Origin of the sequence: Vreelandella aquamarina (assembly GCF_900110265.1) — a bacterium.
Taxonomy (GTDB): domain Bacteria; phylum Pseudomonadota; class Gammaproteobacteria; order Pseudomonadales; family Halomonadaceae; genus Vreelandella; species Vreelandella aquamarina.
The window spans coordinates 51312-65155 of record NZ_FODB01000005.1; the positions used below are offsets into that span (position 1 = coordinate 51312).

The 13844-nt window shown below is 56.9% G+C and carries 10 protein-coding genes and 2 pseudogenes; 9 read left to right on the top strand and 3 right to left on the bottom strand.

Going from position 1 to position 13844, the window contains the following annotated elements:
* The first annotated feature begins 137 nt into the window (after nucleotides 1–137).
* Nucleotides 138–2528, top strand: coding sequence for a mechanosensitive channel protein (gene ybiO, locus BMY49_RS02425; protein WP_074211294.1), 2391 nt, complete (start codon nucleotides 138–140; stop codon nucleotides 2526–2528).
* 52 nt (nucleotides 2529–2580) lie between these two features.
* Here the strand turns inward: ybiO and BMY49_RS02430 are convergent, their stop codons facing one another.
* Nucleotides 2581–3339 carry an SDR family oxidoreductase gene (locus BMY49_RS02430; protein WP_074211295.1) on the bottom strand — a complete coding sequence of 253 codons (759 nt, stop codon included), beginning with the start codon at nucleotides 3337–3339 and terminating at the stop codon, nucleotides 2581–2583.
* 231 nt (nucleotides 3340–3570) lie between these two features.
* Here BMY49_RS02430 and folK point away from each other — a divergent pair, with 231 nt between their 5' ends.
* Together folK and BMY49_RS02440 are read left to right on the top strand one after the other, a co-directional pair.
* Nucleotides 3571–4011, top strand: a complete 441-nt coding sequence (gene folK, locus BMY49_RS02435; protein WP_089674706.1) for a 2-amino-4-hydroxy-6-hydroxymethyldihydropteridine diphosphokinase — start codon at nucleotides 3571–3573, stop codon at nucleotides 4009–4011.
* A gap of 127 nt (nucleotides 4012–4138) precedes the next feature.
* Nucleotides 4139–4960, top strand: coding sequence for a flagellin N-terminal helical domain-containing protein (locus BMY49_RS02440; RefSeq protein WP_089674707.1), 822 nt, complete (start codon nucleotides 4139–4141; stop codon nucleotides 4958–4960).
* 20 nt (nucleotides 4961–4980) lie between these two features.
* On the opposite strand, the gene BMY49_RS02445 is transcribed toward BMY49_RS02440, so the two are convergent.
* Entirely contained in the window at nucleotides 4981–6534 is a 1554-nt protein-coding gene (locus BMY49_RS02445; RefSeq protein ID WP_089674709.1) for a BCCT family transporter, read from the bottom strand.
* Nucleotides 6535–6931: 397 nt separating this feature from the next.
* On the opposite strand from BMY49_RS02445, the gene BMY49_RS02450 reads away from it, so the two are divergent.
* From BMY49_RS02450 to BMY49_RS02465, 4 genes are all read left to right on the top strand, one after another.
* Nucleotides 6932–7987, top strand: coding sequence for an ABC transporter substrate-binding protein (locus tag BMY49_RS02450; RefSeq protein ID WP_089674711.1), 1056 nt, complete (start codon nucleotides 6932–6934; stop codon nucleotides 7985–7987).
* Nucleotides 7987–8769: an ABC transporter ATP-binding protein gene (locus BMY49_RS02455; protein ID WP_044629919.1), complete on the top strand. Its 783-nt coding sequence runs from the start codon at nucleotides 7987–7989 to the stop codon at nucleotides 8767–8769. Before BMY49_RS02450 ends, BMY49_RS02455 begins: the two co-directional genes overlap by 1 nt.
* A gap of 39 nt (nucleotides 8770–8808) precedes the next feature.
* Nucleotides 8809–9570 carry an ABC transporter permease gene (locus tag BMY49_RS02460; RefSeq protein ID WP_044629920.1) on the top strand — a complete coding sequence of 254 codons (762 nt, stop codon included), beginning with the start codon at nucleotides 8809–8811 and terminating at the stop codon, nucleotides 9568–9570.
* 85 nt (nucleotides 9571–9655) lie between these two features.
* Nucleotides 9656–10402 (top strand): outer membrane protein OmpK, encoded by a 747-nt coding sequence (locus tag BMY49_RS02465; RefSeq protein WP_044629921.1) that lies wholly within the window; start codon nucleotides 9656–9658, stop codon nucleotides 10400–10402.
* A 26-nt stretch (nucleotides 10403–10428) separates the two neighbouring features.
* On the opposite strand, the gene BMY49_RS02470 is transcribed toward BMY49_RS02465, so the two are convergent.
* Nucleotides 10429–11166 carry a DUF481 domain-containing protein gene (locus BMY49_RS02470; RefSeq protein ID WP_044629928.1) on the bottom strand — a complete coding sequence of 246 codons (738 nt, stop codon included), beginning with the start codon at nucleotides 11164–11166 and terminating at the stop codon, nucleotides 10429–10431.
* Between the two features lie 137 nt (nucleotides 11167–11303).
* Here BMY49_RS02470 and BMY49_RS02475 point away from each other — a divergent pair.
* Together BMY49_RS02475 and BMY49_RS02480 are read left to right on the top strand one after the other, a co-directional pair.
* Nucleotides 11304–12998, top strand: a pseudogene (locus BMY49_RS02475) (ATP-binding protein).
* A 42-nt stretch (nucleotides 12999–13040) separates the two neighbouring features.
* Nucleotides 13041–13772 (top strand): annotated as a pseudogene (locus BMY49_RS02480) (response regulator).
* Nucleotides 13773–13844: the final 72 nt, after the last annotated feature.

Sequence of the window (13844 nt, forward strand, 5' to 3'; positions counted from 1 at the left end):
GTTACGCTAGTCACTTTGGATCGAGCGTTATACAAAGCTTGCATTTCCATTGGATGCACTATCCTGTGTTTAACATTCTTAGGTTGAACTTTAACGAGGGCAGGATGGCAAATACTCACCCAAAAGGAGGTTATGGTGTGACGTCACTACGTTTACTCCCCTGGCTCAGCGTCTGGATGCTGGCGCTGTTCGCCATGCTGGCCGGGCCAGCCATGGCGCAAACCACGTTAAGCGCCGAGAGCGATGCGTCCGTCGCTGAAGAGCAGCCCTCTTATGCGGCGCTGGCCGACCTGCTGGAAGACGAGCAGGCCCGCCAGGAGCTCATTGAACTGCTGCGTAATCAAGCGTCTGAGTTGCCTGCTGGCGTTGCGGCCGAGCTGTCGCCGGAAGCCGCTGCCGCGGGGGGCAACGTAGCGCCCGAGGACGTCTCACTACCCCGCCAGTTGGCAGAGTTGACCAGCCGTGTAGTAGGTGATGTGGGCGGTCAGATCGAGCAGGCTGTGGCGATCGTCGGCAATATATTTACCGGCCAAGGCGCGGGCAGCAGCTTCGATATGGCGGCCTTCATGAACGCAGCCATCAATCTGGGAATCGTGATCGTGGCGACCTTCGCCATTTTTATGGTGTTCCGCCGGTTGGCAAAATCATTGTTCACCAAAATCAGCGGCTGGTCACAGCAGGGCACGGGACTGACGCCGGTGCTACGTTTAGTGCTGTGTGTCGCGGTCGCCGCGGTCGTCGATATTCTTTTGATCGCCCTGGCGTACGTTGGCGGTAACTTGGTGGCCACCTTTGCCGTGGGGGAGACCGGTGAACTCTCTACCCGCGCGTCGCTCTTTTTAAATGCCTTCTTGATCATCGAGCTGCTCAAAGCCGGTGTGCGAATGCTGTTCTCCTCGCGTTACGAGGGTCTTCGCTTATTACCGATTTCAGCTCAAGAAGCCTCGTATTGGAACCGCTGGCTGGCGCGCCTGATTGGCATGGTGGGATACGGCCTGATGGTCGTCGTACCGCTGGTCAACTTCTATGTGGCCGCCACCCTGGGACAAGCGGTCGGCACGCTGATCATGCTGCTGGCGTTCATCTATGCGGTGGGCGTGGTGCTCAAAAACCGCGTGCGCCTGCGCGATAATCTAAATAAAATGAGCGCGCGCTCGACGCTGACGGCGAGCCGTGTATCGCTGCAGCTGTTTGCCCGCACGTGGCACCTATTCGCGCTGATCTATTTCTTAATGGTGTTTGTGCTGACGCTTACCCGTCCGGGTGATGCGCTGCCCTTTGTCCTCTTTGCGACGTTGAAGACGCTCGGCGCCGTGGTCGTGGGCCTGCTGCTGTCTACGTTCCTGACACAGACCATTGGTCGTCGTATTCAACTCTCCGATGACCTGCGCCGCAAACTGCCGCTTTTGGAAGTGCGCTTGAATAGCTACGTGCCCAACGCGCTGCGCGTGCTGCGCACGGTGATCGTCGTTGCGGTGATCATGGTGGTGCTGGATGCCTGGGGAGCCTTTAACCTCGCCGCTTGGTATGCTTCCGAGCGCGGTGCCAATCTGGTGGGTAACCTGATCAGCGTAGCAGTGATCCTGATTGTGTCGCTGGGCATATGGCTGGGCTTGGCAAGCCTGATTGAGCACAAGCTCAACCCGGAAACCGGTCACGGCGAACCCTCTGCCCGTGCCAAAACGCTGCTGAGCCTGTTCCGTAATGCGCTGGCCATTGCCATGGTGACCATTACCGGCATGATCGTTCTGTCGGAGATCGGCATCAACATCGGGCCGCTGATTGCCGGTGCCGGTGTGCTGGGTCTGGCGATCGGTTTCGGTGCCCAGAGACTGGTGCAGGATGTCATCACCGGCGTCTTCATCCAGGTCGAAAACGCCATGAATACTGGCGATGTCGTGACCGTAGGCGGTATTACCGGCACTGCTGAGCGGTTGAGCATACGTTCGGTGGGTATTCGCGACCTTTCCGGCACCTACCATATCGTGCCGTTCTCCAGTGTGGACACGGTCTCCAACTACATGCGTGAGTACGGTAATCACGTGGGCGAATACGGTATTGCCTACCGCGAGAACATCGACGATGCCATTGCCCAGCTCCAGTTGGCCTTCGAAGACCTTAAAGCCAGTGACGAACATGGCCATCAACTGTTGGCGGACATGACTGTGGCGGGCGTTACTGCGCTGGCCGACAGCTCGGTCAATATCCGTGTGGTCATCAAGACCACGCCGGGTGACCAGTGGGGCGTTGGCCGGGCATACAATCGCCTCGTCAAGATGCGCTTCGACTCGGCGGGTATCGAGATTCCGTTCCCGCATACCACCCTGTACTTCGGGCAGGACAAGTCCGGCTCTGCGCCGCCTGCCAACCTGCGTGTCATGCAGCAGGACTTCACCATCGATGGTAGCCCGGCAGGGCAGCCCAAACGAGCAGAGCTCGAAGTGGATGACCGCCATCGCCCACGGCGTGGAAAATCACCGAGTGCGCAAGAGGCTGAGCACCATAAGCCTGACGATGAGGACGTGTGATCCTCGACGCATCAACGACAAGGCCGCCTTCGGGCGGCCTCATTGTGTTGGGTCAGTCGCGCCGCTCGCCAGGGTAGTTTTCGGAGTGGCGACCCTCTAGGTTGATCGATTCGCCGCCGTCTACAAATAGCACTTGCCCGGCCACAAAGGCATTATCCAGCAAATAGTGCAGGGCTTGTACAAGGTGTGCTGGGTTGCCTTGGTGATTGACCGGAATGCCTTCGATGCGCCACTGGATATAGTCGCTGGTACGCTGGGAGGCAGGCAGCACGACACCAGGGGCGATACCGTTAATCCGTAGGCGCGGAGCAAACTCCAGCGCTGCCATACGGGTCATCTCAGCTAGGCTTTTCTTGGAGAGCAGGTACGCCGCATACGGATATTGGTGATAGGCCACTTTGTTGTCGATGATATTGATGACCTGGCCGTGTTCGACCACCTCGGCAAAGTGGCGCGTCAATAACAGCGGGGTAAACATATTGACTCGAAACTGAGTCTCCAGCATGGCCATATCGGTACGGGCAATCGGCGCTGGTTCATAAGCTGAGGCGCTATTGAGCAGCACGTTCAACCCAGGAAAACGCGTTTTAGCTTGGGTGATTAATCCTTCTAGCGAATCCTCTAAAAAGTTGCAGGGCAGAATCTCGCACTCACGACCCTTCCCGCGAATTGCGTCTGCCACTTCCTCTGCTTCCCCCCGGGAGCTATTCACGTGTAGCGCGATATCAAAGCCCTTATCGGCTAGCGCTTCAGCAAAATAGCGGCCCAGGCGCGTGGCGCCGCCGGTTACAAGTGCAGCAGGTGTCTCCATTGCTTTATCCCTCGCAGCAGGTAGTGTTTGTTAACTAACGTTGTCATGGTAATCAAAAAGACTCTCTGCGTGAGTGCAGCGTTTGTCAATAACTTGTACAGAGCTTGAACGGGATGGTTAACCGTCTACTCTGTTGGAGCGCCGATTGATACCTATACGCTAAAACGGTGTGGGCTAGGTCATCGGCTCACCAGCCGTTAGTCATCCAGCCTCTTATATTGGGATATAGTTATGTCATTAAGGTCGTCACCCGTAACGTCAACCCCCCCGCCCGCGTCGGCTCAACACGAGTGCGTTATCTCGCTAGGAACCAATATTGAGCCAGAGCATCACTTTGCCAAAGCCCTTGAGATTTTGAGCAGTGAGTGCGAACTGCTGGCCCGCTCCGAAGCGGTGCGCACTGCCCCGGTAGGCTTTCAGCAGCAGCCAGACTTCTTAAATGCCGCCCTGGTGGTGCGCACTACGCTTGAGCTGGGCGACTTTAAAGCCTACCTAAAAGAGGTTGAGCATCGCTTAGGCCGTGTTCGCGGGCCGATCAAATCTGGCCCCCGGACCATGGACTTAGACATTGTGGTCTGGGATGGCGAAGTGGTCGACGATGGCTACTTTCATCACGACTATGTTCGGGGGCCAGTGGACGAAGTGCTAGCCGTACTGAAGAGACCGAACTGAAAAAAACGAACTGAAAAAAATAGTAGCGACTGGGAAAGTTTTACGGGGCAGGGCTCACGTTTTCTAAAGATAGGCCGATATTCACGCTACCACCGCACTGTTTGCGTTCACTTCCGAGGTCACGCCCGTGATCAGCCTTGCGACTAATATCACGTCGCTACTGGTGATGAATAATCTACGCAGTAGCCAGCAAGCGATGCAGACCTCCATGGAGCGTCTGTCATCTGGGCTGCGTATTAATAGCGCCAAGGATGATCCGGCAGGCCAGGCGATTGCCAATCGCATGGGCGCACAAATTCGCGGTATGAACCAGGCGATCCGCAATACCAACGACGGTATCTCTATGGTGCAAACCGCCGAAGGCTCGCTGGACCTGATCAACGACAGCCTTCAGCGCATCCGCGAACTCAGCGTTCAGGCGCTCAACGGCACCAATTCCTCAGAAGATCGGGCGTCTATTCAGTTAGAGATCGACCAACGGCTGGAAGAGATTGACCGCGTCGCCAAGCAGAGCAACTTTAACGGCATTAAGCTGATCGAGCGCGATAAAACGCTCAATATTCAGGTAGGGGCCAACGCCGGGGATGTGATTGGCGTGAGCTTTTCGGCGATGGGGCGTCAGGCGCTGGGGTTGGATAACTTCAGCGTATTAGATAATGGTTCGGCCACGCCCAAGCCGATGGATGTCGTGGATGAAGCCATGAAGCAGGTCGACCGCCAGCGCAGCTATTTAGGCGCGGTGCAGAACCGCTTCGAGAGCGTCATTGACGGGCTTAACACCAACATCATTAACACCTCCGCCGCACAGTCGCGTATTCAAGACGCCGACTACGCGCAAGAAGTCTCCAATCTTATTCGCGCCCAACTGCTTCAGCAGGTGGGTATTGCCATGCTAACCCGAGTGAACCAACAGCCGCAGATGATTCTGCGGCTGTTGGAAGGGCTGTAGTTAGAGCTAGCTGATCACCGTTAGTCGATGATGCCCTGTTCCCGCGCCATGGCGTAAGCCGCTTGCGGGCCGTTCCATAGCGAGGGCAGCAGAATCAGCGACACCGGGATCGCGGTGATCACGATAAACTGCTGCAGCGCGCCAATTTGACCTGCACCCATATACAGCAGCACGGCCGCCATCAGGGCCATCGCAATACCCCAAAAAGCGCGCATGTAAGGGCTAGGGTCATCATGGCCTGCGCCGACGACGGCAATCGCATAGCTCATGGAGTCGCCGGTGGTGGCCACAAAAATCGTGGTCAGTAGTAGAATCGCCAGCGCCATCCAGGTGCCGCCGGGCAGAGCTTGAGCCACCGTGAGAGTCGCCACGTCAAACTGGAAGTTATTGAGCGCTTCGGTCAGGTCAATTACCCCGGTCAACTGATAGTAAATGCCGGAGCCGCCCAGTAGCGTAAACCATACGGTAGTGGCAATCGGGGCGAGTACGGCAACCGCCAGAATCATTTCGCGAATGCTGCGGCCCCGTGAAATGCGTGCCACGAAAATCGCCATCAGCGGTGCATAGCCGATAAACCAAGCAAAGAAGAACACCGTCCACCACTGCATCCACCACGCCGGGGCGGTTTCAGCGGTCATCGTGGCCATGGTGAAAAACTCGCTGACATACGCGCCCATGCTGGAAACGTAGGTGTTCACCAAAAACAGCGTGGGGCCGAACACGATAATCACGGCACCGATCGCTAAGGCCAGCAGTACGTTGAAACGGCTCAGCAGTTGGATGCCTTTATGCACCCCGCTCATCGAAGAGAGCACATAAACAGTGCCCAGTACGGCCAGAATCATCAGCTGCCCGGTGTAGCCTTCCGGCAGGCCAAACAGCTCATGCAGGCCAAAGCTTACCTGAGTGGCCAAAAAGCCGATGGGGCCGACTGTGCCCGCCACCAGCGCAATCACGCAGCAGGCATCCACTAAGCCGCCCAGCGGGCCACGCATCAAGCGCTCTCCCAAAACAGGGTAGAGCAGCGTTCGCGGCTGCAGCGGTTGGCCTTTCACGTAGTGCGCATGTGCCAGCACCACGGCAGTGAGCGAGCCCAGCACCGCCCAGGCCATAAAGCCCCAGTGCATAAACGACTGCGCCAGCGCGCCGGATACCGCTTCAGCGGTGCCCGCTTCGGTATCAAAGGCGGGTGGGGTAACCACAAAGTGGTACACCGGCTCGCCTGCGGCAAAAAACACCCCACCACCGGCTAACAGCGTACATAGAATGATCGAGAGCCACTTAAAGGTGCTCATTTCTGGTGCATCGAGATTGCCGATCTTAGCTTTTGCCGCAGGCGTTAACGCCACGCCAATGGCGATAAAAAACGTCAGCAGAAGCAGCAGCTGGAAATAGCTGCCCAGCACCAGCGCGGTCCAGGCAAAGCCTGCGCTGATGGAATTGGCGACTAGGTCAATGTCGTAAAACGAAAGCGCCAGAAATGCCACGATGAAGCCGATGCTAAGCACCAGCACAATAGGGTCACCGAGGGAAAACCGCGAGGGCCCCTCGGCGCGTTGGGCAGGTTGGTTCATGAAGAGTACCTATTTGGAATGGGAGGTTGCAGGAAAGAGCGGGAGCAGAACCTTTAGCTTAATAAACCCAAGAGGGAGCCGACTTAACGCCGCTGGCCACAGGTTTTCAAAGCAAAAAAAAGCGCCATTCAATGAATGGCGCGAGGACAGGAAACTGCGCATAGTATACGTGGTGTATAGACGAAAGTCTAAAAAAGTTGCTATTTGGTGCATATGGTTATGTCTACGCACCTTCATAAGGCATGTTGGCTTGGGAAGATAAGGCGATAGACGGCGATATATTCCTAAGTATTATCTATCAATGCTTATTAACGTATTGAGATAATTATAGTTGTAAAAGATTGGCAGCATTCATGCTTGGTACGTAGCACAATTTTGTATACAAGGTGTGCTTGCTATGAATGCTTCAACAGCGGTTTTTCCGGGATTAAAACGCGTTGCATTATTGGGGGCGTCGGCTCTTTTATGGCTGCCTGGGGTCGGTCAGGCGGAAGAGACAACCATTCGCTTCCAGTTAGATTGGCGCTTTGAAGGGCCTTCCGCCCCCTTTCTGTTGGCTGAATCCCGCGGCTACTTTGCTGAAGAAGGCCTTGATGTACAAATTGATTCCGGCAGCGGGTCAGCAGGCGCGATTAACCGAGTGGCCTCGGGTGCCTATGAGATGGGCTTTGGTGATCTTAACGCGCTAGTCGAATTTCTTGCTGAAAACCCTGATGGCCCTGGCATTCAAGGTGTCTATATCGTTTACGACGGAACGCCCACCGCGGTATTCACCCGTAAAGAGAGCGGGATCGAAAGTCCCGCTGATTTAGCCGGTAAAACCATCGCTGCCCCGGCCTTTGATACCGGCTACCGCGCTTGGGGTATTTTTGCAGCGGCCAATGATCTAGCGGCCGATGCGGTGGAGTGGCAAAACGTCGACCCTACGCTGCGCGAAACACTGCTTACCCGAGGTGATGTAGATGCCATTACCGGCTTCTACTTCACCAGCCTGCTGAACCTGGAAGAGCGGGGAATGAGCGAAGAGGAGCTCACCATCATGCCGTTCCCCGAGTATGGGGTTCCGCTTTACGGCAATGCCATCATTGTTAGCGAGTCCTTCGCCAACGAGAACCCTGAGGCTGTGCAAGGCTTTTTGCGGGCGTTTAACCGCGCCCTGGGCGACACCCTGGATGATCCCGAAGCGGCGATTGAGTACGTGCGCGAGCGCGATAGCTTGATTGACGTTGAAATGGAAACCCGCCGTCTGAAGCTGGCCCTGGAAAGCGTGGTAGACACCCCAGATGCCCGCGAATATGGCGTGGGGGGAGTGGACGATGAGCGCCTACGGGATGCTGTTGCGCTAGTGGCTAAGGCCTACGACCTACCCACACTGCCATCACCCAGCCAAGTCTTCGACTCCCGTTTCTTACCGCCCGTCGATGAGCGCATGCTGCTGCCGGAGGCTGAGTAATGTCGGCAGCGTTTGTCCGCTTTGATGATGTAAGCCTGGCCTATGACGGCACAGGCAACGCCATTGAGGATATTAATCTCTCCATCCGCGAGGGCGAGTTTGTCGCCTTCGTGGGGCCATCCGGGTGCGGTAAATCCACCTTTATGAAGTTATGCACAGGCCTGCACGCACCTACCCAAGGGAGTGTCAGCGTGGATGGCGCGCCGGTCACCGGACCACTGAAAATCTCCGGTATGGCGTTTCAGAATGCCAACCTGCTGCCCTGGCGTACCACGCTGGATAACGTGCTGCTGCCGCTGGAAATTGTTGAGCCCTACCGTCGGCAGTTTCGTAAGCGCCGCGAGGAGTTTGTGGGCTGGGCGCGCTCACTGCTGAAAACCGTCGGGCTCGCCGAGCATGAGAATAAATACCCTTGGCAGCTATCAGGCGGTATGCAGCAGCGGGCGTCCATTTGCCGGGCGCTGATCCACCAGCCGCGTCTGCTGATGTTGGATGAACCGTTTGGCGCGCTGGATGCGTTTACACGCGAAGAGCTGTGGTGCGTACTGCGGGATTTATGGGAAGCCCAGCGATTTACCGTTGTGCTGGTGACCCATGACCTTCGTGAAGCGGCCTTCTTAGCCGATACGGTGTATGTGATGAGCCGCCGCCCAGGACGCGTGATTGAGCGTCGCTCCATTGAGCTGCCTCGCCCCCGAGCGTTGGAGACCACCTACGAAAAACCCTTTATTGATCTGGTGCAGGAACTACGCGCCCAGATTGGTGAAGTGCGTAGCACCTGATCGATGACTCTCTGCGTCGGCACCATTAAGGCATTTTTTATGACCGTAAATAGCAAACTGATTGAACGTCTGGCGCCCTGGATTGCGGTGGTGGTGCTGGTGATGATCTGGGAAGTCACGGTGCGGCTATTTAACGTACCGAGCTTTATCTTCCCCGGCGCCTTGGAAACCGCGCAGGCGTTGATTACCTATGCAGGCCCCATTGGTCAGCACTCTTGGCAAACCTTCTGGACCACGCTGATCGGTTTTGGGTTGGGAGTGGCGGTCGGGTTAGTGCTGGGCTTTATCATCGGCTCGTCGCGCTTTTTGTATAACGCCTGCTACCCGCTGCTGGTGGGGTTTAATGCCATTCCTAAAGTGGCCTTTGTGCCAATTCTGGTGGTCTGGTTTGGTATCGGTTCGGTACCTGCGATTCTCACTGCCTTTTTAATCTGCTTTTTTCCCATTGTCGTGAATGTGGCCACAGGGCTGGCAACCCTGGAGCCAGAAATGGAAGACGTGCTGCGAGTACTGGGTGCGCGGCGCATGGATGTGCTTTTGAAAGTAGGGCTGCCGCGTTCGCTGCCGTACTTTTTTGCCTCGTTGAAAATCGCCATCACCCTAGCGTTTGTGGGCACCGTCGTATCGGAAACCGTCGCCTCTAACCAGGGCATCGGCTACCTGATGATGAGCGCTGGTTCGCAAATGCGTATGGGGCTGGTATTCGCCGGGCTGCTGGTGATCAGCGCGATGGCCATGGTGATGTACGAACTGTTTGCCCAATTAGAAAAGCGTATGACTGCCTGGGCACACCGTAGTTGAGAAAAGAAACGCCGTAGCGGCGAAGTACCGCTGCGGTTTAACTGAATTTGCTGGCATAGCCAGTGTTGAACAATAAGGGGACCCAATGAAATATTTACCCATCGCTAGTTTAGCCGCTGCCATGTTGATATCACCGCTTGCCTCGGCTGAAAAACTATTTTCAGACTCAAGTATCTCGCTGCTATATAGCGATCAGTACCAAGCGTTTGGGCGTAATGAGCGCACCGATACCTATGTCACCTTTGAAAACGTGACGGCACACGACTGGGGCGGCACTTTTTTGTTTGTGGATCGTAACCAAGGGCGAGGTAAAGCCGATGGTGACGACGATCTGTATGGCGAATTCTCCCCAACGCTCAGCCTTGGCTGGCTAAGTGGCGTCGATTTGCAGCGGGGCGCGCTGAAAGATGTGTCGCTAGCAGGAACCTATGAATTTGGCGGTGGCACCAATGCTACCAACATTCTGACAGGCGTGAGCTTCGCCTGGGACGTGCCAGGCACAACGTACTTCAACAGCACGTTCTACTACGTCAATAACAGTGAAATCGCCGATGATCTGCAAATGACGCTCACCTGGGGTGCGCCGTTTGAGGTGGGAGCATCGCGTTTTCTGTTTGATGGCTATATCGACTACTCAACGTCGGCATCGGACCATGACGCAGAGTTTCATTTCAACCCACAGCTAAAATTAGACTTAGGGCACTACCGTGGCCGTCCAGGAGTGCTCTACGCAGGGATTGAGTACTCCTACTGGCACAATAAATATGGCCTTTCCGACAGCGTTATGGATACGGAAAGCGCGGTGAGTGCACTGGTTAAATTTCACTTCTAATCGGCGTGGGTAGCACCATGATGGTGCTACCAGCTATACAGCAGCGAGGCGCTGGTCGTGGTATCAGTGCGCTCGCTGGCATCCTCCGGGGGTTGTGAGTTGTGCTTCACTTCATAAGAGAGGCGCAGCGACAGCCTAGCGTTAAGACGGGCGGTAAGCGCCGTTAGCGAACGGCCGGTGGTGTTTGCATCGGTGTACTCTACCGACATCTCCTGGGCAATATCAGCGTAATCAGAGAGTCGGTAGCGGTAGTCCAGCGCGGTATAGGCCACGGCCAACTGCTGGTTATCTTCTTTTCGCGGGCGATCATTGCGGTAACCCGGGCCTGCTTCCAGCGAGAGCGTGTGCTGCTTATTCTCTAACAACTGCCGTCCATAGCCACCAATTACCGAAAGCTGTTGGTCGTACCCGGCAAAACGGTCCTTCTCCCAGCGGGCAAAGCCAAACAGGTAGTGCGGCCCGCTAAAGTCGTAGCGTTCACGCCCTGCGAGCAGATATTGCTCCGCGCTGGTTTCGCCATCCTTGCTGACGTTACGCACTTCGCCGCGTAGCGAATGGGTCAACTGACCGGTCAGCCAGGTCAGACGCGATTTGCCGATCAGTGTTTGGCTGTCGGTGTTGCCAGAAAGACGGGTAAAACCAAGCTCCGCATCGCCGCTAAATTCGGGGGTGTCCTCTTTCGGAGGCGGCGGCGCATAGAACGGCGAGGCCGCAACGCCGGTCGCCCAAAGTGCGCTGCTAGTGAATACCAGTGAGCGTAGCAAATGTCGCACGACACTCCTCCTTGAGCTTGGGTTCAGTAAGTGGCTGCTATATAAGCAAAGTGAGGTGAAAGCGCAACGACTAACGCCGCTTGGCACTGCGTGCCATAATGACGCGGTCGCGCACCATGAGTTCCGTTATGACCGCCCCCCGCCCTAGAACACTGGCCGAATTACAGCGCTGGCGCCGCACCCGCGCCAAGCGCCGCTGGTATAAGCGCAGTTTTCGCCTACAGGTAATGATGCTGGTGGGGCTACTGTTATCGGGCATGTTGCTGGCCCAGGGCACCTATTTGAACCACCGCAAAGCCGAGATCATCACCCACCAAATGGGCTAGCGGGCACTGGCTGTGGCCAAAACCGTGGCCGGGATGCCGCAGATTGTAAACGCTTTTTCCTCTCCTGACCCCTCCGCCATTATTCAACCCCTTGCCGAACGAGTGCGTCAGGAGACCGGCGCGCGCTACGTGGTGGTGGGTAATGCCCAATCGATCCGCTACTCCCACCCTGTGCCCGAGCGTATCGGCCAGCCCATGGTGGGCGGCGATAACGACCAGGCGCTTATCTATGGCCAGTCGTATGTCTCCGAAGCCACCGGCACGCTGGGTACGGCCATGCGCGGCAAAACGCCGGTGTGGGATGAGGAGGGCAATATCATCGGGGTGGTCTCGGTGGGCTTTATGCTCGACCGCGTCGATATGGATGTGGCCCGCTACACCAGCCTCGGCTGGGCGCTGGTGGCGCTGATGATTGTGCTGGGGTTTGCGGGCGCTTACTGGCTGTCGCAGCACTTGAAAAAGATCATTTTAGGGCTGGAGCCTTACGAAATCGCCCGCTTGGCGATGGAGAAAGAGGCCATCCTGCAATCGATTCACGAAGGCATTCTCGCGGTGAACCAGGATGGCCATATCACCCTGGTGAACCAGCAGGCGCGGCGCTTTTTAGAGCTGCCCGACGAGCATGTGCTGCTGGGTCAGCCGATCCGTGAGGTGGTGCCCAATTCGCGGCTGTTGGAAGTCTTGAAGCATGGCGAGCAGGAGTTTGACCAGGAGATGTGGCTGGGGGATCACCCGGTGGTGGTCAACCGAGTGCCGATTCTGCATGAAGGGGAAATAGAAGGGGCTGTGGCCACTTTTCGTAGCCGCCGAGAAATTATCGACCTCTCCCAAGCACTCACCCAAGCCAGTCGCGATGTGGATATGCTGCGCGCCCAGGCCCACGAGTTCTCCAACAAGCTCTACACCATCTCCGGCCTGTTGCAGTTGCAGCGTATCGACGAAGCGCTGGCGCTGATTCATCAGGAAACCGAGCGCGCCCAGGCGCAAATGAGCTTTTTAATGCGCCACGTGGCGGATGCGGTATTGAGCGGCACGCTGCTGGGCAAACTCACCCGCGCCCGCGAGCTGGGCGTTACGTTAGAAATCGACGAGCAGAGCTCGCTCTCCTGCCCGCTAACGCCCACCGGCCAAGAGGTCATGATGAGCGTGGTGGGTAACTTACTGGATAACGCCTGCCACGCCGCGCTCAACGGCCCTCACGGCGACCAGCCCACTGTGCGGCTGTTTTTCACCGACCTGGGCGAGCAGCTACTTATTGAAGTGGAAGATAACGGTGCCGGGGTGCCCGCCGAGCATGCGGAGTCGATTTTTGCCGAAGGATTTTCCACCAAAACCGGCAAGCATCGGGGCATAGGGCTGGCTCTGGTGGCGCGGCTGTGCCGCCAGCACGGGGGCGCAGTGACGCTGGAAGAGAGCGAACTGGGCGGCGCATGCTTTATTGCCGTGCTGGACCGCTCGCTATGCGCCGAGGCCGCCACCGAGCCTGCGCCCTCATAACGACACGAATAATGACGACGCTAATGAATAAGAGGAAACGCCATGTCTGCGACGCAATACGGCATTTTGGTCGTCGAAGACGATTTTCGCATCGCCGATATCCACCGCGCCTTTATTGAGCAGGGCGACGGGTTTTATGTGGTCGGCATGGCGCGCAACGGCAGTGAAGCCAAGGCGCTGATGGCCCAGCACGCCGCTGATATTCAGCTCATTTTGCTGGATGCCTACTTGCCCGACGTGGAGGGGCTCGAACTACTCTGAGCCATCCGACGGGATCATGTTCATGTGGATATTGTGATGGTGACCGCCGCCAAGGAGGTGGAGACCATCAGCGAAGCGCTGCGCGGCGGCGTATTCGATTATCTGATCAAACCCATTGAAGCGGCCCGCATGAACCAGATGTTGACCCGCTTCCGCCGCGAGCGTGAAGTGCTGGCGAACCGTGCCGAGATGAGCCAGGACGAGCTGGATCACGTGTTGGCCCGGGTTACCCCGAGCGAACCCACACGCTCCGACAGCCGAGCGCTACCCAAGGGCATCGACCGCTTAACGCTGCGCCGGGTGGTGGATGCGCTGGCTGCCGCGCCCGACTCGCTCACCGCGATGCAGGTAGCACGCACCATGGGCGCCAGCCGCTCAACCGCGCGGCGCTATTTGGAGTTTTTAGTCGCTGAACAGGCGGTGAGCGCCGAGCTAGGGTATGGCGATGTTGGCCGCCCCGAACGGCGCTATCGGCTGCTAGGCGCCGCTAAGGGGTGGTTGGACAGTCTCTAAGTGCCTCGGCGTGAACAAAATGAACAAAACGCACAAAAAGAACAGTTTGTCGTTTATGGTCATAAGCTTGTC